The following is a 24,467-nucleotide window of genomic DNA, read 5'->3' as shown; positions in this document are numbered from 1 at the left end:
TGATGAATTTTTAGGTGGATAAAAAGATGGCGTCCCCAAGGGGATTTGAACCCCTGTCGCCGCCGTGAAAGGGCGGTGTCCTAGGCCGGGCTAGACGATGGGGACGCATAAGAAAAAATGGTGACCCCGGCTGGTCTCGAACCAGCGACCCTCTGCTTAAAAGGCAGATGCTCTACCTGCTGAGCTACGGGGTCATATTTTCAAAGAACAGCGAATATCGCTGACAGGAAGGAATAATAATATACTCGAAAAAAAAAGTCAATAAAAATTTGCAAAAAAAATCCTATTAAATTAACTACATTTAGAATTTATGCAGTTTTTATGAAATTTCAATAATATTTGTGTTGTATTTTTGCTTGAATATACTTCTTTGCTATTATATAGTTATTAAGGAATGAAAATACTTTGTAAGAGGTGACTAATGAAAAATAAGGGTTTTTCACTTTTAGAGATGCTCATTGCTATTACAATTATCCTTTTAATCGGTTCAATTGCGGTTCCAAAGTACTTAAACAGTGTTAACAAGGCAAGGTGGATTGCTTCAAGAGAGCAATTGAAAAAAGTTGCTGAGGCTTTTGACCAGTATAACCTTGACCATGGGTACTACCCTGAATATGCAAGCTGGGATGAAATTGCAACTTCCGATAATGTTGTTGTAAAAGAAGGCTTAATTGACTATATTCCCTTAAAGGATAAATTTGGCCAGAAGTATGAAGGCTATTCAAAGAAGGACGGTTATCTTTTTATAGGACATGCTGCTCCAGGGAAATGGGGAATAAAGTATCCTAAATACTATATTAAAGACGGTAATTTCTTAACAGAAGAACAGTATCAGGAGTTGGTTGCCCAGGAACAGGCTAATGAAGAGGCTGCTGACACTCAGGGGCAGGAAGGCGAAGAGGGAGCAACAGAAGAAACTCCAGCTGAATAAAATCACTTTTTAAATAGACCGCCTTTAATAAAAGGCGGTTTTTTTGTAGGCGGTTTATTATGAGAAATGTTTCACAAAGAGAAATTGAGGAAATGTTAAAAGCTGAGGGAAAAGAGTTTGATTTGCTCATAGAGAAAGCAGGCAAAGTGAGAAGAAAGCATGTTGGAAATAAGGTTTATTTAAGAGGAGTAATTGAATTTACAAACAAATGTAGCAAAAATTGCTATTACTGTGGGATACGAAAAGGCAATAAAAGCTTAAAACGATATTTTATGAGTAAAGAAGATATACTGAAATCTGTCAGGTTTGCCTCTGAAAAGGGGTTAGGCTCTGTTGTTTTGCAGGGAGGAGAATTAAAGGGGAAACAGTATGTTTCATTTATTGAAGAAATAATAAAAGAGATAAAAAGAATTGATTCAAGCTTGATGATTACTCTCTCCCTTGGTGAGGCAGGTTTTGACGATTATAAAAGATGGTTTGATGCAGGTGCTGAAAGGTGTTTGTTGAGAATTGAAACCTCAAATAGCGATTTGTATAAAAAGTGGCATCCCCAAGACCACAAATTTGAGGAAAGGCTGAAATGTCTTGAAAATATAAAAAAAATAGGATATCAAACAGGGACAGGGGTTTTAATTGGAGCACCATACCAGACAATTGAGGATTTGGCAAAAGATATACTGTTTTACAAAGATTTTGATGTTGATATGATTGGGATGGGGCCCTATGTTATTCATTATCAGACACCCTGGGGAAGTGAATTTAAAGATTGGTTTGAAAGGGAAAGGGAGAATATTTTTAAACTTGCAATTAAGATGATTGCTGCTACAAGGATTGTAATGAAAGATATAAACATAGCTTCAACCTCTGCTCTTGCTGCGTTACACTCTGAGGGCAGGGTTATAGGATTGAAGGCAGGGGGGAATGTAATAATGCCAGATATTACTCTTCCTGAATATAAGGAGAATTACAAACTTTATGAAAACAAGCCGTCTTTAAATTCTCCCCTTGAACAATCCCTGAATTCAATATTACTGGTTATTGACAGGGCAGGATTTATTCCAGCAATAGGAGAGGAAGGAAGCTCACTTCATTATTTAAAGAGAGTGTCAGGGTAAATTATTCCCTTATTTATAAATCTCAAAGTTATAAGAATTTTTTTCTGGTAAAATAAAGCTATAGTTTTTTACGACGGAGGTTATTTTGAATACAGATTTAGGGATGAAGATAGCAATCGGGTTAATGCAGTATATAGCGTTGCTTTTTTCATTAACGGTTCATGAATCGGCTCATGCTTTGTCTGCTCATTTTATGGGAGACGATACGGCAAAGCATTTAGGCAGGATATCTTTGAATCCTATTGCCCACATTGATATTGTAGGGACTGTTATTATCCCCCTATTTATGATATTTTTCCCCTCATCAATTCCTTTATTTGGCTGGGCAAAGCCTGTGCCTATAAATCCCTTAAATTTTAGAGATAGGGAAGGGGGAATTTCAATAGTTTCTTTTGCCGGGCCATTATCAAACCTGATAATTATGATAATTGCAATAGTGTTATATAAAGTTGTAATGATGTTTCCTGCCCTTGCGGCTTTTCAGCCGTTAAGGCTTTTTCTATTTTATCTTGCGGCAATTAACCTTATACTTGCTGTATTTAATCTTTTACCTGTTCCCCCACTTGACGGTTCAGGTGTGCTTGCAAAGTTTATTGGTTTAAGGAACTATGAGAACTATGTGTCTAAAATAGGCCCTTACGGATTTATAATTCTTCTTGGCTTAATCTATTTCAATGTTTTTGATATTATTTTCAGGCCTTTTTATTTAATGCTAATTAGAATAATGTCTTGATTATAAAAATTTATTGGGAGTGGATATGAGTGGAAAAAGGGTTTTAAGCGGAACTCAGCCGACAGGCAAACTTCACATAGGGCATCTTGTTGGTGCACTTGAGAATTATGTTAACCTTCAAAACGAAGGAAATGAGTGTTTTTACTGTGTTGTTGATTGGCATGCTTTAACTTCTATGTATTCAAACACTTCAGCAATTAAAGAGCATATTTACGATGTTGCTGCGGGATTTATTGCAGCAGGGGTTGACCCTGATAGGTCGGTAATTTTTGTTCAGTCTGATGTAAAAGAGCATGCAGAGTTGCACCTTCTCCTCTCAATGATTACCCCGTTAGGCTGGCTTGAGAGAGTTCCCACTTACAAAGAAAAAAAGAAACAGATAAAGGATAAAGACCTCTCAAATTACGGGTTTTTAGGTTATCCGGTTTTACAGACGGCAGATATAATTATTTACAAGGCAAACTATGTTCCAGTTGGTGAAGACCAGCTGTACCACCTTGAACTTGCAAGGGAAATTGTAAGAAGGTTTCACCATATCTTCGGCAAGGAGATTTTCCCTGAGCCTGAAGCAAAGATTACAGAGGCGAAGAGGGTTCCTGGCCTTGATGGAAGAAAGATGAGCAAAAGCTATAACAATGCAATTTTAATAGAAGATACCCCTGAAGAGATATGGGAAAAGTTAAGGGTTATGAAAACAGACACGAGAAGGGTTAGAAAAACAGACCCCGGTGTTCCTGAAGATTGCCCTGTTTTTGCACTGCATAAGATTTTTTCCCCTGAAGAGGTAAGAAAAGAGTGTGCCGAAGGGTGCAGGACAGCTGGGATTGGTTGCTTCCAGTGTAAGAAGTTTTTGTCTGAACACTTGATTAAAAAGGTTGCACCTGTTGGGGAAAAATTGAGAAAATTAAAAGAGAATAAGCAATTCCTTGATTCTATACTTGACGAAGGGGCAAGAAAGGCAAGAGAGGTTGCCTCTCAAACAATGGAAGAGGTTAGAGAGGCAATGAATCTAAAGAGGAGATAATGGACAATTTTGAAAACTTTGAGATTCAGCTTGAAAACTTTACAGGCCCATTAGACTTACTTTTACAGTTGTTAAGGAAAAATAAGCTTGAAATATCAGAGGTTTCAATTGCAGAAATTACAGAAAAGTATTCGAAGATATTAAACAAAATGCAGGAAATGAACCTTGATATTGCAGGGGATTACTTTGTTATGGCGTCAACGCTAATGCTGATGAAGGCAAAATCCCTGATTCCAAGGGAGAAAGAGGCTTTTGAGGAGATGAAGGAAGAGTTGATTTTCAAACTTGAAGAGTATGAAAAGATAACAAAGCAGGCTTCAATTCTTTCTGAAAACCTTAACAGAAGGCAAAAGATGTTTGAAAGGGGATTTAAGGAAGACTTTGTCTCAAAGGAAAGGCCTCTAATTGTTTCCGAAAACGGTGCTTTTCTCCTTGCAAACCTATACGCAAATATCTTGAGAAGGCTGAAGGCTTTAGAACCTGATATTGTTAGAAAAGCAAAATACTCAATGAGACAGGTTGTATCGGCAATTTATGAGATTTTCAAAAATAGAAAAAAAACAAGGTTTTATGAGATTGTAAAGGGAAAGGACAGAACCTATGTGGTTTATTCCTTCACCTCAATACTTGAGTTAATTAAAGAACATATTTTAAAAAGCGTTCAAACTTCAACATTTTCAGAGATTATACTAATCAGGGATAAAAATTACTCATATAAGGAAAGGGACAGGATAATATCAAGGTATGAATAAAGAAACTTTAAAACAGGTTGTTGAAGCAATACTTTTTTCCTCAGATACGCCGCTAACGGCGAAAGAAATTGCTTCTTTTTTAGAAAAAGACAAAAAAGAGGTAGAGGAAATACTTGAAGAGTTAAAGGATGATTACAAATCAAAAGGGGTAAACCTTGTTTCAATTGCAGGCGGCTATCAGTTTTTAACAAATCCCAATGTTTATTCATTTGTTGCTGAATTTCACAAAAGGGAGAGCAGGCAAAGTTTTTCAAGGGCAGCTCTTGAAACCCTTGCAATAATTGCTTACAGACAGCCTATAACTGCGCAGGAGATTGCAGCATTGAGGGGGGTGCAGTCTGTTTCCCATATTTTAAGGAATTTGCTTGAAAAGAATTTGATTAAGATTGCCGGGAAAAAGGATGTAATAGGAAAGCCGTCCCTTTATAAAACCACAAGATACTTTCTTGAAACATTCGGCTTAAACTCTCTTGAAGACTTACCTGACCTTGAAGAGATGGGGGTTGAGGAATGAAAGAGAGGCTTCAAAAGATTATTGCAAGGGCAGGCATTGCTTCAAGGAGAAAAGCAGAGGAGTTGATTGAAGAGGGAAGGGTTTTTGTAAACGGCAAAAAGGCAAGATTGGGAGACAAAGCAGACCCTGAAAAAGACATAATCAAGGTTGACGGAGAAATTATAAAGCCCCTTAAAAAAAAGGTTTATATCCTTCTTTACAAACCATTGGGCTATGTGACGACAAAAAGCGATGAAAAACACAGACCAACCGTTATGGATTTACTTGCAAGAGAGGAAAAAAAGGCATTATTTCCGGTTGGAAGGCTTGATATAAACACAGAAGGCTTGTTGCTAATTACAAATGACGGAGAGTTTGCAAATTTAGTTACTAATCCAAAAACAAAGGTTGAAAAAACATACCTTGTCAAAGTTAGGGGAGTGCCAGATAAAAAGAGTATTGAGAGGTTGTTAAACGGTGTAATTGTAGAAGATAGAAGGTTAAGCGCAAAAAAGATTACTCTTTTAGGGCATCAAAACAATTCGTGGCTTAAGGTGGTATTAACTGAGGGGAAGAAGAATCAAATAAGGCGAATGTTTGAAAAGGTTGGACATCCTGTTGTTAAACTGAAAAGGGTTAAAATTGGAAACCTTGAAGTTGGAGATTTAAAGCCCGGGGAATACAGGAGGTTAACCCCTCAGGAAGTGGAAGGTTTAAAAACCCTTGCTTTAAAAAAAGGGAGGAAAAATGACGGTAAAACAACCTGATTATATTGCCTCTTTAGCCCCGTATGTTCCGGGTAAACCTATTGAGACTGTTGCAAGGGAATACGGGCTTGACCCTGAAAAGATAGTAAAACTTGCCTCAAATGAAAACCCGTTAGGCCCACCGGAAAAAGTAACCGAAGTTTTAAGGGAAAAGATTAAAGATATTCACTATTACCCAGATGGGGGAGCCTATTATTTAAGGGAAAAGGTTGCCTCAAAGTTTAATCTTGACCCTGACTGGATAATATTCGGCAATGGTTCATGCGAAATAATAGAATACTGTGCAAAGGCTTTGCTTGATTACGGAGAGCATTCAATATTTTCAGAGTACTCGTTTGCAATGTACAAGATTGCCACTTTAGCGTCAAACCACGGCTATAAAGAGATTCCCGCAAAGGATTATAGGCACGATTTAGACGCTTTTTTAAAGGCAATTGACGATAAAACCAAAATTATTTACATTGCTAACCCCAACAATCCAACCTCAACAATGATAAAAGGGGAAGAGTTAGACAGGTTTGTTGAAAAAGTGCCTGACAGTGTTTTAATTGTGCTTGACGAGGCATACTATGAGTTTGTTGATAATCCTGATTATCCTGACAGTATGAAGTATATTAAAGACTGGAGAAAGGATAATGTTTTAATATTAAGAACTTTCTCAAAGATATACGGCCTTGCAGGATTAAGGGTTGGCTATGGCTTTGGAAACCCTGATTTAATTCAAAAGATTGAAAAGGTGCGTTCCCCCTTCAACCTAAACCTGCTTGCCCAGGAAGCCTGCATTGCTGCTTTAGATTGCGAAGACCATGTTCTAAAGTCTAAAGAGCATGTGAAGAAAGAAAAGGCCTGTGTTGTGCCTGAAATAGAAAAGATGGGGTTGAGGGTTCTTGCGGAAGAGGGAAACTTTATTGCGGTTGATACTGGGAAGGATGTTGAGGAGGTTTTCCACAATATGCAAAAGAAAGGTGTAATTGTCAGGCCCTTAAAGGGCGGATACAATATGCCAACCTGGTTTAGAATGAGTTTTGGTTTAAGAGAGCACGATGAAATGTTTTTAAATGCATTGAAAGAGGTGTTAACTTGATGAAAAAGAATGTTGTTGCAATTGACGGGCCTTCAGGTGCAGGGAAAAGCACAATCGCAAAGATTATTGCAAAAAAGTTAGGGTATTTTTATTTGAATACAGGTGCAATGTACAGGGCTGTTGCACTGTACTTACACAGGAAAGGGGAAAAACCGTCTGACGAAATAACAGAAAAGGATTTAAAGGGAATTGAACTTGATTTTGACGATGAGGGAAACATATATTTAAACGGGGAGAATGTTTCAGACAAAATAATAACCCCTGAAATTTCAAAACTTGCCTCTGATTTTTCAAAACTAAAGGTTGTAAGAAAGTTTTTAACAGAGCAGCAGAGAAAGATAGGGCTGTCAAGACCATCTGTTTTAGAGGGAAGGGATATAGGAACGGTTGTCTTTCCTGACGCAAAGTACAAGTTTTTCCTTGATGCTTCCCCTGAAGAGAGGGCAAGGAGAAGGTATTTGCAGTTGAAGGAGAAAAACCCTGAAACAAAAATAACCTTTGAAGAGGTATTAAAACAGCAATTGGAAAGGGATAAGCAGGATTCTTCAAGGGATTTAGCCCCTTTAAAAAAAGCCGAAGACGCAATTTACATAGATACCACAGGAATGGAGATTGAAGATGTTGTTGAAAAGATACTTGAATTTATCAAAGAGTGAAATTTTCATTCTAATCCTTTTATTAATTTTTTCACTGCTTTTGTTTTTTGGTGTAAAGGTTGAAAAAAACTCTATCTCTTACCTTTTTATAAAGGTTCCCCTTCAGGTTAAAGGCTCAATTTCCCTTATTTTCTGGAAAAACTACCACTCTGTATTTGCTGTTTTTGCTTTTTTTGCCTATTTAATTTTTGTCGTTGAGGATAATGAGAGAAGCGTAATCCGTCCATTTGTCTTTCTTTTGATTGTCTATTTGATTTTTTCCGCAATTTTTGGTTTAAAATTTGGCTTTAACCCATTTTTAAACTCATTTGTTTCAATTTCAGCCCTTCTTTTTACCCTCTTTGCCCACATATTTTTATTTGATGCAGTTTTTAATTCAAGGGGGATAGGGGCTTTGTACATTATTCTTGTAAACGCATTTTCCGGTTTGCTCATTTACCTTTACAATTTCAGGGATATTTTAATTCCAGATTATGCCTCTTTAATTGAAGCAAAGTACTATGCACTTCCCCTCTATCAAAAGTATTCCCTTTCATTTGATTACAAAAATTTATTGCTGCCTGTTTTAATGTTTATTGCAACAATTGCCTATAAATTCCTTGCAAAAAGGAAAGTGGAAAATGGCTAAACTAAACATCCTGGTTACAGGTGGCGCAGGATACATTGGCTCCCACACAGTTAAATTGCTTTCTGAAAAAGGCTTTAATGTTGTTGTTTACGACAACCTTTCAAACGGCCACAGGGAAGCGGTTGAAAATGTAAAGTTTGTTGAAGGGGATATTTTAGACACAGAGAGGCTGTCATCTTTACTTTCTGAAGTTAAATTTGATGCATGTATTCACTTTGCTGCATTTATTGAAGTGGGGGAGTCTGTAAAAAACCCTTTAAAGTTTTATAAAAACAATGTTGCAGGAACATTAAACCTTCTGACGCTTTTAAAAAAATACAATGTTAAAAACTTTGTTTTCTCCTCAACTGCTGCAGTTTACGGCAACCCTGAAAAAACGCCGATAAAGGAAGACTTTGAATTAAAGCCTGTAAACCCTTACGGCAACACAAAACTTGCTGTTGAAAATGCTTTAAGAGATATGTCAAATGCTGGAGAAATCTCATACATTGCTTTAAGGTATTTCAACGCTTCAGGTGCCGATGAGTCTGGTTTAATAGGGGAGTCCCACAACCCTGAAACCCACCTTATTCCCCTTGTTTTAAAAACAGCAAAGGGGGAGAGGGAAAGCATAAAGATTTTTGGAACAGATTACCCAACAAAAGACGGTACCTGCATAAGGGATTACATACATGTAAACGATTTAGCAAATGCCCACATACTTGCATTAAATTACCTGATTGAGGGGGGCAAAAGCGATGTATTCAACTGCGGATACGGAATAGGTTACTCAGTGAGAGAGATTATAGATACTGCAAAAAAGGTAACAGGGATAGATTTTAGGGTTGAAGAAACAGAAAGAAGGGAAGGAGACCCTGCTGTGCTTGTTGCCGACAATAAAAAGATAAAAAAGGTTTTAAACTGGAAACCTCAATACAATGACATTGAATACATAATTCAAACAGCCTGGAATTGGGAAAAAAACAAGAGATTTTAACAATGAAAAATACAATTGAAGAATTTAAAAACAAAAAGATAAAAATAGGAAGCCTTGAAGTTTCCCCACCAACCTTTTTAGCCCCTATTGCTGACATAAGCGACTCTGTTTTCAGGCAGATTGTAAAGGAATTCGGTGGAATTGGAGTTGTTTTTTCAGAAATGATTTCAGCAGATGCTTTAACAAGGGGATGTAAAAAAACATCCTTTATGCTTAATTTTGATTTTTCTGAAAAACCGCTATTCTTTCAAATTGTTGGAAAAGAACCTTTAAGAATGGCAATGGCTGCAAGAATGCTTGAGGATTTAGGGGCAGATGGAATTGACATAAACATGGGTTGTCCTTCAAAAAATGTTACAAAAAGCGGCGGCGGTTCTGCATTGCTTATGGATTTAAAAAAGGCTGAAGAGATTATTAGAAAAGTTAGAAAGGTATTGTCTATCCCATTAACAATAAAAATCAGGGCTGGCTGGAATGAAAATAATCTTGTTTATAAAGAAATAGGGAAAATTGCTGAAAACGAGGGAGTTGACGCAGTGTTCTTTCACGGAAGAACAAAAAAACAGATGTACAGCGGCAATGTGAATTACGAGTGGATTGCTGATTTAAAATCAAGGTTAAAAATTCCCGTTATTGGAAACGGAGACATTGTTGGCAGGGAAAGTTTATTAAAAATGCTTGAAACAAAGTGCGACGGTGTAATGATTGCCCGCGCTGCAATAAAAAAACCGTGGATATTCAAAGAATTGCTTGATAATGAAAAAGTTGAAATAGAAAAACTTATTGAAATAATTGAAAAACAGTTTAAACGAATTATGAAAATATACCCTGAAAACCTTGCAAAGCACAAAATGAAACTATTCCTCTCATGGTACTCAAGAAGCCTTCCCAAAGGCAAATCAATCCGCCTTCAACTTAACGATGCAAAAACCTCAAAAGAAGTACTCAATGTCTTTGAAAACTACAGAAACTCACTTTTAGATAAATAAAACAAATAAAAAAGGCCAAATGGCCTGTGGGATAAACCTATTAATAAAATTATTAAATATCTTACAAAAATAAAAAATGATATTATTGCTGCTACAAACACATTAAAAGTTATTAGTTTGTCATTCAAGGAAAGTTTTTTTTCACTTTTATCACTTTTGTAAAATATTAACCCTAAAAAAAATAAAAAAATACTTAATAAAAAATATCCCATACATTTATTAATAGGATTATTCATTTTTTATCCCTAAAATTTGTTTCTCTTGCAAATTTTAAATCCTTGTTTCTTTCTCCTCAAAATTCTATCAAATCACACAAAACAAAAAAAGCAGGCCAAATAGCCTGCGGGGGGATTGTTTACTCTTTTGCTCCGTATTGCTTGAGGAGTTTTACTATGTCTTTGTAGCCTTTCTTTTCTGCCAATTTCAAGGCTGTGTAACCTTTATATTCTCCCTCTTTAACCTTCAAATTTGGGTTTGCTCCGTGTTCAAGCAATAGTTTTACAACATTAAAATGGCCATTGAAAGATGCTACCATAAGTGCAGTAAATCCATCTGGTGATGTATAATTCACATCAATTCCTTTTTCAATAAGTTTCTTAATCAAAGATTTCATTCCTGCCCAGCTTGTTTGCGTTAGATAATTCCTCCCATCCTCTGTTTGAGAGTTTATATCTATACCTTTATCTACTAAAAGGAGAGCAATTTTTTCTATTCGTTTTGCCTTCTGTTTGTCATGTTTTTTATAATAAGCGTAACCACTTATTGCAAAGTTCAAGGCTGTTTCTCCTTCCAATCCAGCTAATATTGTCCCATAATATTTTTTATTTATATTTGCCCCTTTCTTTAAAAGCAATTGGGTTAATTCAATGTAACCATTATACGCAGCAACCATTAGACCTGTTAATCCATCATCTGTTATATCAGGGTCAACTCCCATTGCAAGCATTAGTTTTATTTCTGATATGTTATTGGCTTTGCATGCATTTATAAATTCTTTTGCTGTTTCTTTGTTGTTTGGGAGATGACATCCCATTGTAAATGTTAAAATTAAAATCAAAAATACCTGGGAAAATCTATTAAAAAATCTTTTTTTCATATATAGCTCCTTTCTATTCGTTTTTTATTCATCATTTCCTTTAGACAACTTGTCATTTATTATCAATTCTATAGGAGTAGTTATTGCATCATCTATTTTTTCAGATGTTATTTTTCTTTCTAACGCTCCAAGTTTGCTGCTATTCAATTTTTAAATCCTTGTTTCTTTCTCCTCAAAATTCTATCAAATCACTCCAAACAAAAAAACAAGTTATAAGACCTGCGAAAAAATTACTATTTTTCAATAACAGGTATTCCTTTTTCTTCAAAAATCTTTTTAAGTTTTTGAATTACATAATCAGCATCCTTCCCTTTTAATTCTTCATTAATAGAGAACATAAAAATATAATAGTGCTTTTTCCCCTTGCTTGTACAAAGAAATTCAAAAAATCCTCCACCTTTTGATTTTTTAAAAATGATTTTTTCTACATCTTTATAAAAAACTCTTTTGTTAGAGAAAAGAATACAAATTTCAAAAAAAGAATCATAAAGCAAGATATTACTCACAATTTTCATTAAACCAAGATACAGAAAGATATTGATTAAGCAGAATACAGTAATAAAACCAAATAACCCTAAGAAAAAAGTAATATTGAAATGTTTTGATATCATTAATTTTTTAAACAAGTCAAAAAACCAATAATTAACCCAAACAAAAAGAAAAATGAAAATTAAAAAAATTATAATATTTCTTAGTGAAATTCCACATTTATAATTAGGGTCTAATGTGAATAACACTTTTTCTTTTCTCATAATTAACAACCTTTTTTAGATTCAAAATTTATTTCATCTTTGTTTTTAACCATTATATTTATCTTTTTATTCATTTTTTGTTTCTTCGCTTTCTGTGTTTTCCCTGTGAAGTGGTCTGTTTAATTTTATCAATTCAGCAAAATCTCAACAAACAAAAAAGCAGGCCGAATGGCCTGAGGAAGTTTAACACTAATAAATAGTTTTAAAAAAAATCATTTTAATTTATTCTTTTCTCCTATTTTTTCTATAAATCTAACCAATTGCTCAGGGTTTTTTAGAAGAAAGTTTATTTTACTCTCAGGCAGTTTTAGTTTTAACAATTTTTTCATTGTTTCCAATGAAATAGGGGTTAGGTAATAGATTTTTTTTATGTCTATAATTCCATAATCTTCTGATTCATAGGGGATAAAATCCATTTTGGCTATAGCAAAAAAGAATCTTTTGTGAGAATCATCCAATAGATAATGAATTTCATTATGCTTCATAGATTGCCATGAATCCTTAAATCCGCATTTATTTAAATGTTTTATGCATTTTGTATTAAAACTTTTTGATAATAGTCTGTCAATAGGGGAAAATGTTGAATGTTTATTATCCAAAATTCCACAGTAAACCTTGTTTTCAAGTAATTTCTTGTCTTTGTTTTCAAATCGTTCAATAGTACCTTTATATTTTAGAATTTTTAGTTCGTTTAGATTTGAGTACTTTATCTTGTTTGGGTTTTTCATTGGGCAGATATCAAGAACTTTTAATGGGTGTTTTCTGTAGTAGTTAATTTTTTCATCAGGAAATTCTTTATTTAATATGCAGTCTAAAAAGTCTTCTGTTACTTTTCTGGAATAAATAACTTTTTCAATTTTAATATTTCCAAAGACCATTCTATGTTTATTACCGTAAGTTAATTCGCCTTTTACAACAACATAGTATAGATAGTCTTTCCCATTTTCAAGCGCCTTTTCCACGGATGAATTTCCATAACTGTAAGAAAATATAAATGGATTTGACCCGTCAAATAAAGGATATGAGTTTTTGCAGCAAAATAGTGTTTCTAATGGATAAAATCCTCCCTTTATATATAAATTAATTACCCCAGCATAGTACCCTTTTGTTTTGGTTATGGGGGATATTTCAATCTTTTTATTTTTATAGGTAAATGATTGATTTAAAATGCATATCAAAAGCAAAATTGTCAACCATAACTTATTCATTTCTAATCTCCTTAATAATTTCAAATGTTTTTTATTTTCAGAAAACTCCTCAAAAATTTTTAATCTTTTTTTACGGCTGCGTCATTCCTGAAATTTGCCCGCTATTCAATCCCAAAACCCTTATTTTCCTTTTTATGATTTTATCAAATTACCATCCAAAAAAAGAAGGCCAGATGGCCTGTGGGGGAAATATTTATTTTACTATGGATAAAACTCTAAAATCTTCTTTGTGTTAGGGTCTATTACTGCTTTACCGCAATCAGGAATATGTCTTGATTTATACGGTTTATATTTAGATTTTTTGTTATAAGTATTAAAAAAGACAAAATATATTTTTCCATTCTTTTTAAAATAATCCCTGGGCTTTATACCACCATAAAGCGGAGCAATATCTGGTCGTTTTGTTTTTAAATCAATTAAAAAATTAATAGCATTTTGGGAAATGCTTTTATCTTTTTTTAATTCTGATAGAATCTGTTCTGCTTTCTTTTTGTCTGTGCAACTTAAATAATCTATCATCTTCTGGAATTTTCTTTCCAGTGTCCTATCGCGAAATGGATTGAATATGCAAAGGTCAGACACAGTTTCTGAACAACCAATTTCAGCATCCCTCCATGGGATTCTAAATAACACCATGCCTACAAAAAATCTTAAATAAAGTACTATTGCCAGGATTATTATTAGCATTATACCTAAAGCAATCTTCTTTTCTTTGGTCATATTATTCTCCCGGAGTAAATTGTTTTATCTTTGCTTGGTGTTTTATTATTCCTGTTTTTGGAAAATTAATTTGTATCCCTTTCATTATCTCTTTCCATTTTCTTACTTTGTTTTCTCCATCTTCTGAGCTCAATGTTTTCCCTGTGAACTGGTCTGTGTTTATTTTATCAATTCAGCAATATTCCAACAAACAAAAAAGCAGGCCACAAGGCCTGCGGGGGGAAATAATTTCTTTTTTAAAATGTCTGGATTATTGCGTATTTCTGAAGGTAAATATATACAACCAACAATACTATGCCTATTATAGTGTGCAGGTTGATGAAAAATAGTTTGTGTCTTGAGATAAAATCACGGTAAGTGATTTTATCTTTGCCGTCTTCCTGCCTTTTACCATTTTCCCTTATCCATCCTGCTAAAAATCCGCAGCATAAATAAAACAATGAAAGTAAAATAATAGCCAAACTTTCACGACCGCTTATTGTTAATTGAAAATGTTTTATTGTATATCGCACATCCCAGCCCCTCCCTAAACTCTCAAAGCTGAAACCTATACCAATTACCCCTGTTACCAATCCAACTGCAGCAAAGACGCTATCTACCATATCCAATTTAGTTAATTTTTTACCTAATGATACATAAAATGCACCACTTAAAAAAATCAATGCTTGCGTTAATACTGATAAGGCATATTCAAAATGAAACATATTTACCTCACTGATTACTTGATGCACCTTCATTTGATGCATCAGTTACAAAAGCATTAATTAAATTTTTATATTCTTCCGGCAAAGAAGAATTATTTACCATTTTACTAGCACCTAAAGAACCAAAAAACCAAAAAGTACTAAATAACGCATCTTTTTTATCCTTTTCAGAACCAGTTAAACTTTTTTCCATTCCTGAAACTTGTTTGGGTAATGTCAAGTTAATTGTGTCAGGCATGGGAAGCCTTCCGGGAAAGAGAAGAAAAAAAGCGATTAAAAGAAGAAGAATACCTCAAACTCCTTGATTGATACTTCTCATTCTTGTCTGTGAAGAAAATGTAAAGAAACTTCTCTGCGCTTTGTTCATTCTGGAAAAATCCTCGTATTCGTATGTAATCTTTTAACTCTTTAAAACACCTTTCCATCCAGTTTGTTGTCCTGAAGTAACTTCTTATCTCATGAGGGGCAAGGAGAAAGAATGTATAGTTATCAACTTTTGCCTCAATGTTTTTTAAAAACCTGTATATCTTTTTCCATTTTTCAATAAATGCAAGAAGTTTGGTTTCCCCTTCTTCCCTGCTTTCGCATTTCATTATCTCGTCTAATTCTTCTTTTATTTTCTCAAAATGATGTTTTCTTACTCTGTTTTTTATGTTTCTTTTCAGGTGAAACCAACAAAGTTGGTGCATAGTCTCAGGAAATTCTTCTTTTATCGCTTCAGATAAACCTGTTAAATCATCACTTATAATCAGTTTTACTCCTTTTAAGCCTCTTTCTTTTAAATCCCTGAATATTTCCTGCCAGAGGGATGCTTTTTCGTTTCCTCCAGGAAGAAAGTATCCTAAAATTTCTCTTTTACCGTCTTCAGATAAGCCCAATACTGCATATACTGCCTCTTTTGCCACACTGTCTCTTTTTAATGAAATGTATGTTGCGTCTATATATAGCACGGGGTATGTTTTTGTTAATCTTCTGTTTTTCCATTTTTCAATTACTTCTTCAGATATTTCACTTATTCTGCTTACATATTGAGCTGATATGTTAGTTCCTATGAGATTTTTAATTACCCCTGCTGTCTTTCTTGTGGATACTCCTGCTATAAACATTGCCTCCACAATATCTTCAAGAAAAAACATTACCCTTTTTCTCTGGGGAAGCCATTTAACCTTAAACTGACTGTCTCTTGTTCTTGGAATTTGCAATTCAATCTCTCCTAAAAAGCTTTTAGGCGTTCGCTTATAATAACCGTTTGCCCTTGTTTGGCCTCTTGCTTCTTTTAAGTATCTTTCCCTCTCTTCCAACAACATTTCCTGCAACATTTTCTTGAAAAATTCTTTAAATTGAGTGAAAATTAAATCACTCATTGGTGGTACCTCCTTTCGGGAATTTTTCTTCTGAGGTTATTTTAACCTCTCCTTCCCGAAAGGAGTTTTTTTTCTCCCTGACACAATTAATGTTACACTGCCCTTGTTTGCTATTCAATTCTTAAATCCTTATTTTCTTTTTATAAAATTCTATCAAATCATACCAAACAAAAAAAGCAGGCCTATGAAGGCCTGCGGGGGGATTGGTTACTCTTTTGCTCCGTATTGCTTGAGGAGTTTTACTATGTCTTTGTAACCTTTCTTTTCTGCCAATTTCAAGGCTGTGTAACCTTTATATTTTCCCTTTTTAACCTTCAAGTTCGGGTTTGCTCCATGTTCAAGTAAGAGTTTTACAACATTATATCTTCCAGAAAGAGATGCTGTCATCAATGCAGTAAATCCATCTGGTGATGTAAAATTCACATCAATTCCTTTTTCAATAAGTTTCTTAATCAAAGATTCCATTCCTGCCCAGCTTGCATGCATCAAATAATTACTCCCATCCTCTGTTTGAGAGTTTATATCTATACCTTTATCTACTAAAAAGAGAGCAATTTTTTCTATTCGTTTTGCCTTCTGTTTGTCATGTTTTTTATAATAAGCGTAACCACTTATTGCAAAGCTTAAGGCTGTTTCTCCTCGCCAAGCAGCTGATGCTGTCCCATAATATTTTTTATTTACATTTGCCCCTTTCTTTAAAAGCAATTGGGTTAATTCAATGTAACCATTATACGCAGCAACCATTAGACCTGTTAAACCATCATCTGTTATATCAGGGTCAACTCCCATTGCAAGCATTAGTTTTATTTCTGATATGTTATTGGCTTTACATGCATTTATAAATTCTTTTGCTGTTTCTTTGTTGTTTGGAAGATGACATCCCATTGTAAATGTTAAAATTAAAATCAATAATACCTGGGAAAATCTTTTGAAAAATCTTTTTTTCATAGACAACTCCTTTGTATTTTTATTAATTATCATTTCCTTTAGACAACTTGTCATTTATTGTCTTTTCTATAGGAGTAGTTATTGCATCATCTATTTTTTCAGATGTTATTTTTCTTTCCAACGCTCCAAGTTTGCTGCTATTCATTCCCTAAATCCTTATTCCTTTTTCTTTAAAATTCTATCAAATGACACTATACAAAAAAAGCAGGGAGAAAAACCTAAAAATTATTATTATTACTTTAAATCAAACTTATAAAATTATTTTCAATGTAAAAAGATAATTTAAAGTGTGGTATCAAACTTTTTTTGCATCAGTTTGCTATTTTCTGTCAGTATTACAAAAACAATAATAAATTGATTTACATCACATTTTGTGATAGTTTTTAAATGATTGGATTTTTTGTGTCTTGACTCTATTTAAAAGGAGGGAACCTTGTCCCACGCACAGTATATTCCACTGTTGATTTTCCTTGTAATTGCGATTCTTTTTCCGCTAATAACTCTGGCGATAGCAAGGTTTTTCAGGCCTTCAAAGTTTAGCAAGTCTAAACTTTCGCCGTACGAGTGCGGTATTGAAGAGATTACCGAAGCAAGGGAAAATTTTAATGTAAGGTACTATGTGGTTGCGGTTGTGTTTTTGATTTTTGATGTTGAAACAATATTTCTCTATCCGTGGGCCGTTAAGTACAGAGCGTTAGGCCTTTTCGGATTTATTGAAATGGGCATTTTCCTTTTGATATTAATCTTTGGTTATGTCTATGCATGGAAGAAGGGGGCGTTGGAGTGGGAGTAACACAGGAATTAATTGATAAGTTTCTTATTACAACAAGGCTTGAATGGGTTTTTAACTGGGCCAGGAAGTCTTCTGTTTGGCCAATGACATTCGGCCTTGCATGCTGTGCCATTGAGATGATGGCGACAGGTGCGTCAAGGTTTGATATGGATAGGTTTGGCGCAGGTATTTTCAGGGCTACTCCAAGGCAGTCAGATTTAATGATTGTTGCAGGCACTGTTACCCTGAAAATGGCACCGGTTGTGAGAAAGGTTTATGACCAGATGCCTGAGCCAAAGTGGGTTATATCAATGGGTGCATGTGCAAATTCTGGCGGGTTGTTTGATTCTTACTCAACATTGCAGGGGGTTGATAAGATTGTGCCTGTTGATGTTTATATTCCTGGATGTCCGCCAAGGCCTGAGTCTCTTTTGTACGGTTTTATGAGGCTTCAGGATAAGATTATGAAGTCTTCATTGAGAGACAAGTATATCAAGGAGGGGATAAATGTCTGATGAAGTAAAAAATACTCCCTCTCCTGAAGTCAACAAAAAGGAAGAGGTAAAAAAGGAAGCTCCAAAGGCTAAACCTAATGCTGATGCAAAGGCTAAAGTGGCTGCAAAGAAAGTTCCTCCAAAGCCTCAGATTGTTGTTGCACCAAAGGAAGAACCAAAGGAAGACTGGCAGAAGAATATTTTGAAAGAGTTAGGCGATAATGTAAAAGAGGCTTATGTTTCTGTAGGTGAGTTTAATGTTGTTATAGAAAATAACGAAAATTACCTTGATTCATTTCAGAAAATAAAAGATTTTGGGTTTGATTACCTTGCGGATATCTCTTCGGTTGATTACCTGAAGTTTGAAGGTGCACCGAAGAGGTTTGGGCTTTCCTATCATTTTTACTCTGTAAAGATGAATAAGAGAATGAGGGTTAAGGTTTTCCTTGATGACGGCGAAAAGGTTCCTTCCGTTATGGATATATGGAAAACCGCTGATTTTCACGAAAGGGAAGCATACGATTTAATGGGTATTGTTTTCACCGGAAGAGACAACCTTAAAAGGATTCTTCTCCCTGATGACTGGGTTGGCCATCCTTTGAGAAAGGATGAGAGCAAGATAGAGGGAAGAGAAGAGTATACCGCAAGGTTGGTAAGAAAATTAAGGGAAGAGGATTAGGCTTATGTTTAAGAGAGAGATAGTTGAATTAAACATGGGGCCGCAGCACCCATCAACTCACGGTGTTTTAAGGCTTAAACTTAAACTTGACGGCGAGACAATAGTTGATTTAGAGCCTGAAATTGGGTACCTCCACAGAGGGGTTGAAAAGCTTGCTGAAAACTTTAATTATTTGCAGGCTTTAACCCTTACCGACAGGCTTGATTATATTGCCGCTGTTTCTAACAATTTAGGTTATATTGAGACGCTTGAGAAGTTAGGCGGTGTTGAAGTTCCAAGAAAGGCTAAGTATTTCAGGGTGCTTTTGACAGAGTTAAACAGGATTGCTTCTCACTTGTTGTGGCTTGCCACACATGCCCTTGATATTGGGGCAATGACTGTATTCCTCTATGCTTTCCGTGAAAGAGAGATGATTCTTGATATGTTTGAGATGTACACAGGCGGAAGGCTTTTAACAACCACTTTTAGATACGGTGGTTTAAAGGAAGACATACCGGAAGGTTTTGATAAAAAGGTAAAAGAGTTTATTAAAATTTTTCCTTCAAGGATGGAGGATTACGAAGCGCTTTTAACTGAAAACAGAATCTGGAAGAAGAGAACAATAAATGTTGGTGTGATTTCAGCAGAAGATGCTATAAATTTAGGCCTTTCTGGTCCTGTTTTAAGGGGTTCAGGTGTTCCATACGATATAAGAAAGGTTGAGCCTTACGAGGTTTACGATGAGCTTGACTGGGAAGTTGCCGTTGAAGACGGGTGTGATACTTATGCGAGGTATAAGGTTAGATTGAAAGAGATGAGGCAGTCTCTAAGGATTGTTGAGCAGGCTTTAGAGGGAATGCCTGAAGGTGATTTCAGGGCAAAGGTTCCCAAAACATTAAAACTTCCAAAAGGTGAGGTTTACCATTCAATTGAAGCACCAAAGGGAGAATTGGGATACTATCTGATAAGTGATGGCAAGGGGACTGGCCCGTATAGATTAAAGGTTAGAGGGCCTTCATTTGTTAACCTTCAAGGATTAAAGCCGATGTGCAAAGGGCACATGGTTGCTGATACAGTTGCTATTATCGGTACCCTTGATGTTGTTTTAGGCGAAATAGACAGGTAGGGGGAATCTATGGACTGGACGACTGCTTATGTGTTGCTACCTACCGCTAAAATTATTGCGGTTTTCCTTGTGGTTTTGTTAGTGGTATTGTTTTTGACTTATGCTGAGAGAAAGGTAATTGCTTTTATGCAGGTAAGGTTAGGTCCTATGAGGGTTGGACCATATGGTTTATTACAGCCTATTGCTGATGGTCTAAAGCTATTTTTAAAAGAGGATATTATTCCTTTAAAGGCTGATAAACTTGTTTACTGGATTGCCCCGACAATTTCTATTGTACCAGCATTGCTTTCATTTTTAGTTGTTCCATGGGGAAGTGAAACCACATTGTTTGGACTGGCGAAAGAGCCTGTTCCTGCTGTGATATCGGACTTAAACATTGGTATTTTGTATATACTTGCCATCTCCTCAATTGGGATTTACGGCATACTTTTAGGCGGCTGGGCATCAAATTCAAAGTATCCACTTTTAGGTGGGCTTCGTTCCGCTGCCCAGATGGTTTCCTATGAGGTGCCATTAACACTGGCTCTGGTAGGCCCTGTTATGATGGCAAATACCCTTTCAACAAGGGGAATTGTTGAGGCTCAAAAGGATATGTGGTTTGTTTTTCCGCAAATTTTAGCATTTCTTGTTTATATTGCCTGTGCAGTTGCTGAGACAAACAGGGCTCCTTACGATTTGCCTGAGGCGGAAACAGAGCTTGTTGCAGGATTTCACACAGAGTATTCAGGTATGAAGTTTGCTTTCTTCTACCTTGCTGAATACGCAAATATGATTGTTGTTTCATCAATTGCAACAATCTGTTTCTTAGGTGGCTGGCAGCCATTCTACGGTTTGGGGTTTTTACCTATTCCGTCTTTTGTATGGTTTGCAATCAAGGTTGGTTTATTCCTTTTTGGGTATCTGTGGATTAGGGCAACCTATCCAAGGTACAGGTATGACCAGTTGATGCAGATAGGCTGGAAGTTCTTTATCCCGGTAACCTTGATTAACATTTTTATTACAGCATTCTTTTTATTGAAGTAAAGAGGTGGCAAAGTGAAGGGGTTAGTGAATTTTATAAAGACATTCAATTACAAGGATTTGATACAGGGTGCTGCCGTTACATTTAAGCATCAGTTTAAGAAAACTGTAACTGTGCAGTATCCTAAGCAAAAGTTAAAGCCTTTTCCGAGGTTTAGAGGAAGGCTTACTTTACTAAAAGACGAAAACGGTGAGGACAAATGCGTATGCTGTATGGCATGCGTAAGGATTTGCCCCACTCAGGTTATTGAGATTAAGCCTGGTAAAAAAGAGGGCAGAAAAACAAGGTATCCTGAAGAGTATAACTTTAATATGGATAGATGTATTTTCTGTGGGCTCTGTGTTGAGTCGTGCAACTTTGGTGCTATTAAGCTAAATGATGAATACGAGCTTGCACAGTACTCAAGAAAGGATTTTTACTTTAACAAAGAAAAAATGTATGTTCCCACCCCTAAGGTGGAGTACAAGAAGTAAGGGGGGGCAGATGGAAGCGTTAAGTCAATTTTTATCCCATTACCTTATCTATATTGTAATGGGGTTGAGCATTGTAACCGCTCTGGGAATTGTATTTTCAAAGAATGCGATTCACTCGGTTATTGCAATGCTTTTTACAATGATTTTAGTTGCGGGGATTTACCTTTTGTTTGATTCAGAATTCCTTGCTGCTGTTCAATTGCTTGTTTATGCAGGGGGTATAATTGTTCTATTCCTCTTTGTGGTTTTGCTTGTTGCTCTGCATAAATTGGAGAATTTAAGGCTTTACAACACCTATTCCCTTGTGTCTGTTATTTTAGTCATTGCTTTAATTGTTCTTTTAGGTGCAACCTTTTATGCAATGCCTTTTGGAGAAGCACCTAAGGTTGTACACAACATAATTGCAGGCGGAAGTACAGAGGCTGTGGCTATGACACTTTACACAAAGTTTATTCTTCCATTTGAAATTGCGTCTGTTCTTCTTCTTGTCGCTTTAATTGGCGCGATAATTCTAACAAAAGCGAGGACGGAACAATGATACCGATAAGCCATGTTTTAATTTATTCAGTTATTCTTTTTTCAATAGGGGTTTTAGGTGTTTTAATTAGAAGAAATGCTCTTATTATGCTTATGTCATTAGAGTTGATGATGAATGCGGCAAATGTTAACCTGATTGCCTTTTCAAGGTATTTAGACAATGTTGCAGGACAGGTTTTTGCCATATTTGTTATGTGCGTTGCGGCGAGCGAGGTGGCCATAGGCCTGGCAATCGCGGTGGCTCTTTACAGGAATAAAAATTCTATTCAAATAGACCATTTTAATGAGTTGAAGGGATAGGCCTATGTTTATGAAGTATATCTGGTTAGTACCGCTGTTTCCTTTTATCGGGACTTTTATTAATGGGCTTGTTGGCAGGAAGAGGTTTTCCAAAAAAACAGTTGCTGCTATTGCAAACACAACAGTTGCACTTTCTTTTATACTGATGGTGCTATCTGTTTTTGAACTTGCAAAACTTCCTGCTGAAGCGAGGAATGTAACTGTTCACCTATTTGATTGGATAAATGTTGGTGCTGCACATATCTCAAACAATTTAAATGCAGTATTCAATGTTGCATGGGAATTTAAGTTAGACCCGTTGTCAGCTGTAATGGGGCTTGTTGTTACAGGCGTTGGTTTTGTAATCCACATTTACTCAATAGGGTATATGTGGGAAGAAGAGGGGTTTGCAAGGTACTTTGCATACCTTAACCTCTTTATGGGTTCAATGCTTATCCTTGTTTTAGGTGGAAATTACCTGATGATGTTTATCGGATGGGAAGGCGTTGGGCTATGTTCTTACCTTCTTATCGGTTATTACTTTGACAAAAAGTTTGCATCAGATGCAGGTAAAAAAGCGTTTATTGTAAACAGGGTTGGAGACTTTGGTTTTGTTATTGGTTTGATGTTTATATTTGTTGCATTTGGGTCTTTAAACTTTGACCAGGTTTTCTCAAGGGTTGCTGAAGTTTACCAGATGGGTTTCAACTATGGAAACTGGCACATTTCAGGGCAGATGCTTTTTAACATAATTGGTGTTTGCCTTTTTATTGGTGCAACAGGAAAATCTGCTCAGATTCCACTCTATGTGTGGTTGCCTGATGCTATGGCAGGCCCAACTCCTGTTTCTGCTCTTATTCACGCTGCTACAATGGTAACTTCAGGGCTTTACATGATAGCAAGGTCAAGTGCTATCTATTCAAACGCACCTATAGCTTTAATGGTTGTTGGCCTTGTTGGAGCAACAACAGCACTATTTTCCGCAATTATAGGCACTGCACAGTACGACATAAAGAAGGTGCTTGCATATTCAACAGTTTCACAGTTAGGCTATATGTTTATGGCAATGGGTGCTGCTGCATACTGGGCAGGTATTTTCCATGTTATGACTCACGCTTTTTTTAAAGCTTGCCTGTTTTTGGGTTCAGGTTCTATTATCCATGCTATGCACCATGCTTATCACAAAACAAACGAGCATCATAAAGACCCGCAGGATATGAGAAATATGGGCGGGTTAAGGAAGTTGATGCCTACAACATACTGGACATTCTTGATTGCAACTTTGGCAATTGCCGGAATCCCCGGTTTTTCTGGTTTCTTCTCAAAGGATGAAATCCTCTGGAAGAATGCAGAGATGGCTCTTGTTTATGGGCATAAGATTTACTGGTTTTACTGGCTGTTAGGGGCAATTGCCGCTGGGTTTACCGCTTTCTATATGTTCAGGCTTGTTTTTATGACTTTCTTTGGAGAATTTAAGGGAACAGAGGAGGAGAAAAAGCATATTCACGAATCTCCCAAGGTTATGACATGGCCTTTGATAATTCTTGCCGCAGGCGCTCTTTTAGGCGGTTACCTTGGATTTCCTCAGCTTTTAGGAAAGTATTTAGGGCATATTCCCAATATGCTTGAAGAGTGGCTTGAGCCTGCTTTAAGGCATCCTCATTTCCTGCGTGCAACACACCATGCAAGCGAAGCGGTTGAGTTTGGCTTTATGGGGCTTTCAATACTGATTGCTTTAATTGGTATCGGTATTGCATACCTCTTTTACATTAAAAGGCCAGATTTACCTGAAAAATTTGTCAATACATTTAGCGGTGTTTTCCATGTTGTTCACAACAAGTTCTTTGTTGACGAAATATATGAAGCAATGTTTGTTCAGGCTACAAAGAATTTAGGTACTTACCTCTGGGGTTTTGATGTCTGGGTTGTTGACGGAATTGTTAACGGCGCAAGACATTTTACTATCATGGTTTCAGAGGCAAGCGGATACTTTGACAGAATTGTTGTTGACGGCCTGGTAAACATTGTTGGACAGACGGTTGAAGGCATAGGTTATCTTTTCAGAAGGGTACAAACAGGTTATGTTCAAACCTATGCGTTTGTTATGGCACTTGGGTTTATAGTTTTAATCGGTTATTACATATTTAGATAAAGAAAGAGGAGAGTG

The 24,467-nt window shown here is 36.0% G+C and carries 31 protein-coding genes and 2 tRNA genes; 21 read left to right on the top strand and 12 right to left on the bottom strand.

The window, feature by feature from the left end; all coding sequences use genetic code 11:
• Nucleotides 1–27: 27 nt before the first annotated feature.
• Nucleotides 28–105, bottom strand: a tRNA-Glu gene (locus TTHT_RS08530).
• Between the two features lie 13 nt (nucleotides 106–118).
• Nucleotides 119–194, bottom strand: a tRNA-Lys gene (locus TTHT_RS08525).
• A gap of 227 nt (nucleotides 195–421) precedes the next feature.
• Here TTHT_RS08525 and TTHT_RS08520 point away from each other — a divergent pair.
• The 12 genes from TTHT_RS08520 to dusB all read left to right on the top strand — a co-directional run bounded on the left by TTHT_RS08520 (nucleotide 422) and on the right by dusB (nucleotide 10,148).
• Entirely contained in the window at nucleotides 422–931 is a 510-nt protein-coding gene (locus TTHT_RS08520) for a prepilin-type N-terminal cleavage/methylation domain-containing protein (RefSeq protein WP_201327550.1), read from the top strand.
• A 59-nt stretch (nucleotides 932–990) separates the two neighbouring features.
• Entirely contained in the window at nucleotides 991–2,046 is a 1,056-nt protein-coding gene (hydE, locus tag TTHT_RS08515; RefSeq protein WP_201327549.1) for a [FeFe] hydrogenase H-cluster radical SAM maturase HydE, read from the top strand.
• 85 nt (nucleotides 2,047–2,131) lie between these two features.
• Nucleotides 2,132–2,779: a site-2 protease family protein gene (locus tag TTHT_RS08510; RefSeq protein ID WP_201327548.1), complete on the top strand. Its 648-nt coding sequence runs from the start codon at nucleotides 2,132–2,134 to the stop codon at nucleotides 2,777–2,779.
• A 25-nt stretch (nucleotides 2,780–2,804) separates the two neighbouring features.
• Nucleotides 2,805–3,803 (top strand): tryptophan--tRNA ligase, encoded by a 999-nt coding sequence (gene trpS / locus TTHT_RS08505; RefSeq protein WP_201327547.1) that lies wholly within the window; start codon nucleotides 2,805–2,807, stop codon nucleotides 3,801–3,803.
• Complete coding sequence (locus TTHT_RS08500) at nucleotides 3,803–4,555, top strand: segregation and condensation protein A (protein ID WP_201327546.1); 753 nt, start codon at nucleotides 3,803–3,805, stop codon at nucleotides 4,553–4,555. The genes trpS and TTHT_RS08500 overlap by 1 nt, the downstream gene beginning before the upstream one ends.
• Nucleotides 4,548–5,069 (top strand): SMC-Scp complex subunit ScpB, encoded by a 522-nt coding sequence (gene scpB / locus TTHT_RS08495; protein ID WP_201327545.1) that lies wholly within the window; start codon nucleotides 4,548–4,550, stop codon nucleotides 5,067–5,069. Before TTHT_RS08500 ends, scpB begins: the two co-directional genes overlap by 8 nt.
• A complete protein-coding gene (locus TTHT_RS08490) occupies nucleotides 5,066–5,815 on the top strand; it encodes a pseudouridine synthase (RefSeq protein ID WP_201327544.1) in 750 nt (249 codons plus the stop codon). Before scpB ends, TTHT_RS08490 begins: the two co-directional genes overlap by 4 nt.
• Nucleotides 5,796–6,899: a histidinol-phosphate transaminase gene (gene hisC / locus TTHT_RS08485; RefSeq protein WP_201327543.1), complete on the top strand. Its 1,104-nt coding sequence runs from the start codon at nucleotides 5,796–5,798 to the stop codon at nucleotides 6,897–6,899. Before TTHT_RS08490 ends, hisC begins: the two co-directional genes overlap by 20 nt.
• Nucleotides 6,899–7,555 (top strand): (d)CMP kinase, encoded by a 657-nt coding sequence (gene cmk / locus TTHT_RS08480; RefSeq protein ID WP_201327542.1) that lies wholly within the window; start codon nucleotides 6,899–6,901, stop codon nucleotides 7,553–7,555. The genes hisC and cmk overlap by 1 nt, the downstream gene beginning before the upstream one ends.
• Entirely contained in the window at nucleotides 7,518–8,183 is a 666-nt protein-coding gene (locus TTHT_RS08475; RefSeq protein ID WP_201327541.1) for a hypothetical protein, read from the top strand. Before cmk ends, TTHT_RS08475 begins: the two co-directional genes overlap by 38 nt.
• Nucleotides 8,176–9,159 (top strand): UDP-glucose 4-epimerase GalE, encoded by a 984-nt coding sequence (gene galE, locus TTHT_RS08470; protein WP_201327540.1) that lies wholly within the window; start codon nucleotides 8,176–8,178, stop codon nucleotides 9,157–9,159. The genes TTHT_RS08475 and galE overlap by 8 nt, the downstream gene beginning before the upstream one ends.
• Before the next feature lie 2 nt (nucleotides 9,160–9,161).
• Nucleotides 9,162–10,148 (top strand): tRNA dihydrouridine synthase DusB, encoded by a 987-nt coding sequence (gene dusB, locus TTHT_RS08465; protein WP_201327539.1) that lies wholly within the window; start codon nucleotides 9,162–9,164, stop codon nucleotides 10,146–10,148.
• A 355-nt stretch (nucleotides 10,149–10,503) separates the two neighbouring features.
• Here dusB and TTHT_RS08460 read toward each other — a convergent pair whose 3' ends face one another.
• The 10 genes from TTHT_RS08460 to TTHT_RS10930 form a co-directional block, all read right to left on the bottom strand.
• On the bottom strand, nucleotides 10,504–11,244 hold the full coding sequence (locus TTHT_RS08460) for an ankyrin repeat domain-containing protein (RefSeq protein ID WP_201327538.1): 741 nt from the start codon (nucleotides 11,242–11,244) through the stop codon (nucleotides 10,504–10,506).
• Between the two features lie 24 nt (nucleotides 11,245–11,268).
• Nucleotides 11,269–11,391: a hypothetical protein gene (locus tag TTHT_RS10935; RefSeq protein ID WP_269089382.1), complete on the bottom strand. Its 123-nt coding sequence runs from the start codon at nucleotides 11,389–11,391 to the stop codon at nucleotides 11,269–11,271.
• 86 nt (nucleotides 11,392–11,477) lie between these two features.
• A complete protein-coding gene (locus TTHT_RS08455) occupies nucleotides 11,478–11,996 on the bottom strand; it encodes a hypothetical protein (RefSeq protein WP_201327537.1) in 519 nt (172 codons plus the stop codon).
• Nucleotides 11,997–12,208: 212 nt separating this feature from the next.
• Nucleotides 12,209–13,204: a hypothetical protein gene (locus tag TTHT_RS08450; RefSeq protein WP_201327536.1), complete on the bottom strand. Its 996-nt coding sequence runs from the start codon at nucleotides 13,202–13,204 to the stop codon at nucleotides 12,209–12,211.
• 201 nt (nucleotides 13,205–13,405) lie between these two features.
• The gene (locus TTHT_RS08445) at nucleotides 13,406–13,924 is read right to left on the bottom strand and encodes a hypothetical protein (protein ID WP_201327535.1); all 519 of its coding nucleotides are present in this window, start codon (nucleotides 13,922–13,924) and stop codon (nucleotides 13,406–13,408) included.
• Between the two features lie 236 nt (nucleotides 13,925–14,160).
• Nucleotides 14,161–14,628, bottom strand: a complete 468-nt coding sequence (locus TTHT_RS08440; protein WP_201327534.1) for a hypothetical protein — start codon at nucleotides 14,626–14,628, stop codon at nucleotides 14,161–14,163.
• 7 nt (nucleotides 14,629–14,635) lie between these two features.
• Entirely contained in the window at nucleotides 14,636–14,866 is a 231-nt protein-coding gene (locus TTHT_RS08435; protein ID WP_201327533.1) for a hypothetical protein, read from the bottom strand.
• A complete protein-coding gene (locus tag TTHT_RS08430) occupies nucleotides 14,859–15,992 on the bottom strand; it encodes an IS256 family transposase (RefSeq protein ID WP_201327532.1) in 1,134 nt (377 codons plus the stop codon). Before TTHT_RS08430 ends, TTHT_RS08435 begins: the two co-directional genes overlap by 8 nt.
• 207 nt (nucleotides 15,993–16,199) lie before the next feature.
• Nucleotides 16,200–16,940, bottom strand: coding sequence for an ankyrin repeat domain-containing protein (locus TTHT_RS08425; RefSeq protein ID WP_201327531.1), 741 nt, complete (start codon nucleotides 16,938–16,940; stop codon nucleotides 16,200–16,202).
• A gap of 22 nt (nucleotides 16,941–16,962) precedes the next feature.
• Nucleotides 16,963–17,085: a hypothetical protein gene (locus tag TTHT_RS10930; protein WP_269089381.1), complete on the bottom strand. Its 123-nt coding sequence runs from the start codon at nucleotides 17,083–17,085 to the stop codon at nucleotides 16,963–16,965.
• Nucleotides 17,086–17,373: 288 nt separating this feature from the next.
• Between TTHT_RS10930 and TTHT_RS08420 the strand changes: the two genes are divergently transcribed.
• From TTHT_RS08420 to nuoL, 9 genes are read left to right on the top strand one after another with little or no spacing between them, the layout of a single operon-like run.
• Nucleotides 17,374–17,733 (top strand): NADH-quinone oxidoreductase subunit A, encoded by a 360-nt coding sequence (locus tag TTHT_RS08420; RefSeq protein WP_201327530.1) that lies wholly within the window; start codon nucleotides 17,374–17,376, stop codon nucleotides 17,731–17,733.
• A complete protein-coding gene (locus TTHT_RS08415; RefSeq protein WP_201327529.1) occupies nucleotides 17,724–18,227 on the top strand; it encodes an NADH-quinone oxidoreductase subunit B in 504 nt (167 codons plus the stop codon). Before TTHT_RS08420 ends, TTHT_RS08415 begins: the two co-directional genes overlap by 10 nt.
• Complete coding sequence (locus tag TTHT_RS08410) at nucleotides 18,220–18,885, top strand: NADH-quinone oxidoreductase subunit C (protein ID WP_201327528.1); 666 nt, start codon at nucleotides 18,220–18,222, stop codon at nucleotides 18,883–18,885. Before TTHT_RS08415 ends, TTHT_RS08410 begins: the two co-directional genes overlap by 8 nt.
• A 4-nt stretch (nucleotides 18,886–18,889) precedes the next feature.
• On the top strand, nucleotides 18,890–19,990 hold the full coding sequence (locus TTHT_RS08405) for an NADH-quinone oxidoreductase subunit D (protein WP_201327527.1): 1,101 nt from the start codon (nucleotides 18,890–18,892) through the stop codon (nucleotides 19,988–19,990).
• 9 nt (nucleotides 19,991–19,999) lie between these two features.
• Nucleotides 20,000–21,013, top strand: a complete 1,014-nt coding sequence (nuoH, locus tag TTHT_RS08400) for an NADH-quinone oxidoreductase subunit NuoH (RefSeq protein ID WP_201327526.1) — start codon at nucleotides 20,000–20,002, stop codon at nucleotides 21,011–21,013.
• A gap of 24 nt (nucleotides 21,014–21,037) precedes the next feature.
• On the top strand, nucleotides 21,038–21,484 hold the full coding sequence (locus TTHT_RS08395; protein ID WP_201327525.1) for a NuoI/complex I 23 kDa subunit family protein: 447 nt from the start codon (nucleotides 21,038–21,040) through the stop codon (nucleotides 21,482–21,484).
• A 10-nt stretch (nucleotides 21,485–21,494) separates the two neighbouring features.
• On the top strand, nucleotides 21,495–22,022 hold the full coding sequence (locus tag TTHT_RS08390) for an NADH-quinone oxidoreductase subunit J family protein (RefSeq protein WP_201327524.1): 528 nt from the start codon (nucleotides 21,495–21,497) through the stop codon (nucleotides 22,020–22,022).
• On the top strand, nucleotides 22,019–22,321 hold the full coding sequence (gene nuoK / locus TTHT_RS08385; protein ID WP_201327523.1) for an NADH-quinone oxidoreductase subunit NuoK: 303 nt from the start codon (nucleotides 22,019–22,021) through the stop codon (nucleotides 22,319–22,321). Before TTHT_RS08390 ends, nuoK begins: the two co-directional genes overlap by 4 nt.
• Before the next feature lie 4 nt (nucleotides 22,322–22,325).
• Complete coding sequence (gene nuoL, locus TTHT_RS08380; protein ID WP_201327522.1) at nucleotides 22,326–24,452, top strand: NADH-quinone oxidoreductase subunit L; 2,127 nt, start codon at nucleotides 22,326–22,328, stop codon at nucleotides 24,450–24,452.
• Nucleotides 24,453–24,467 lie beyond the last annotated feature (15 nt).

The sequence above is a fragment of the Thermotomaculum hydrothermale genome (assembly GCF_016592575.1).
Lineage (GTDB): Bacteria > Acidobacteriota > Holophagae > Thermotomaculales > Thermotomaculaceae > Thermotomaculum > Thermotomaculum hydrothermale.
Note: the sequence above shows the minus strand (reverse complement) of the source record. Positions and strands in the feature narration are given on the sequence as shown.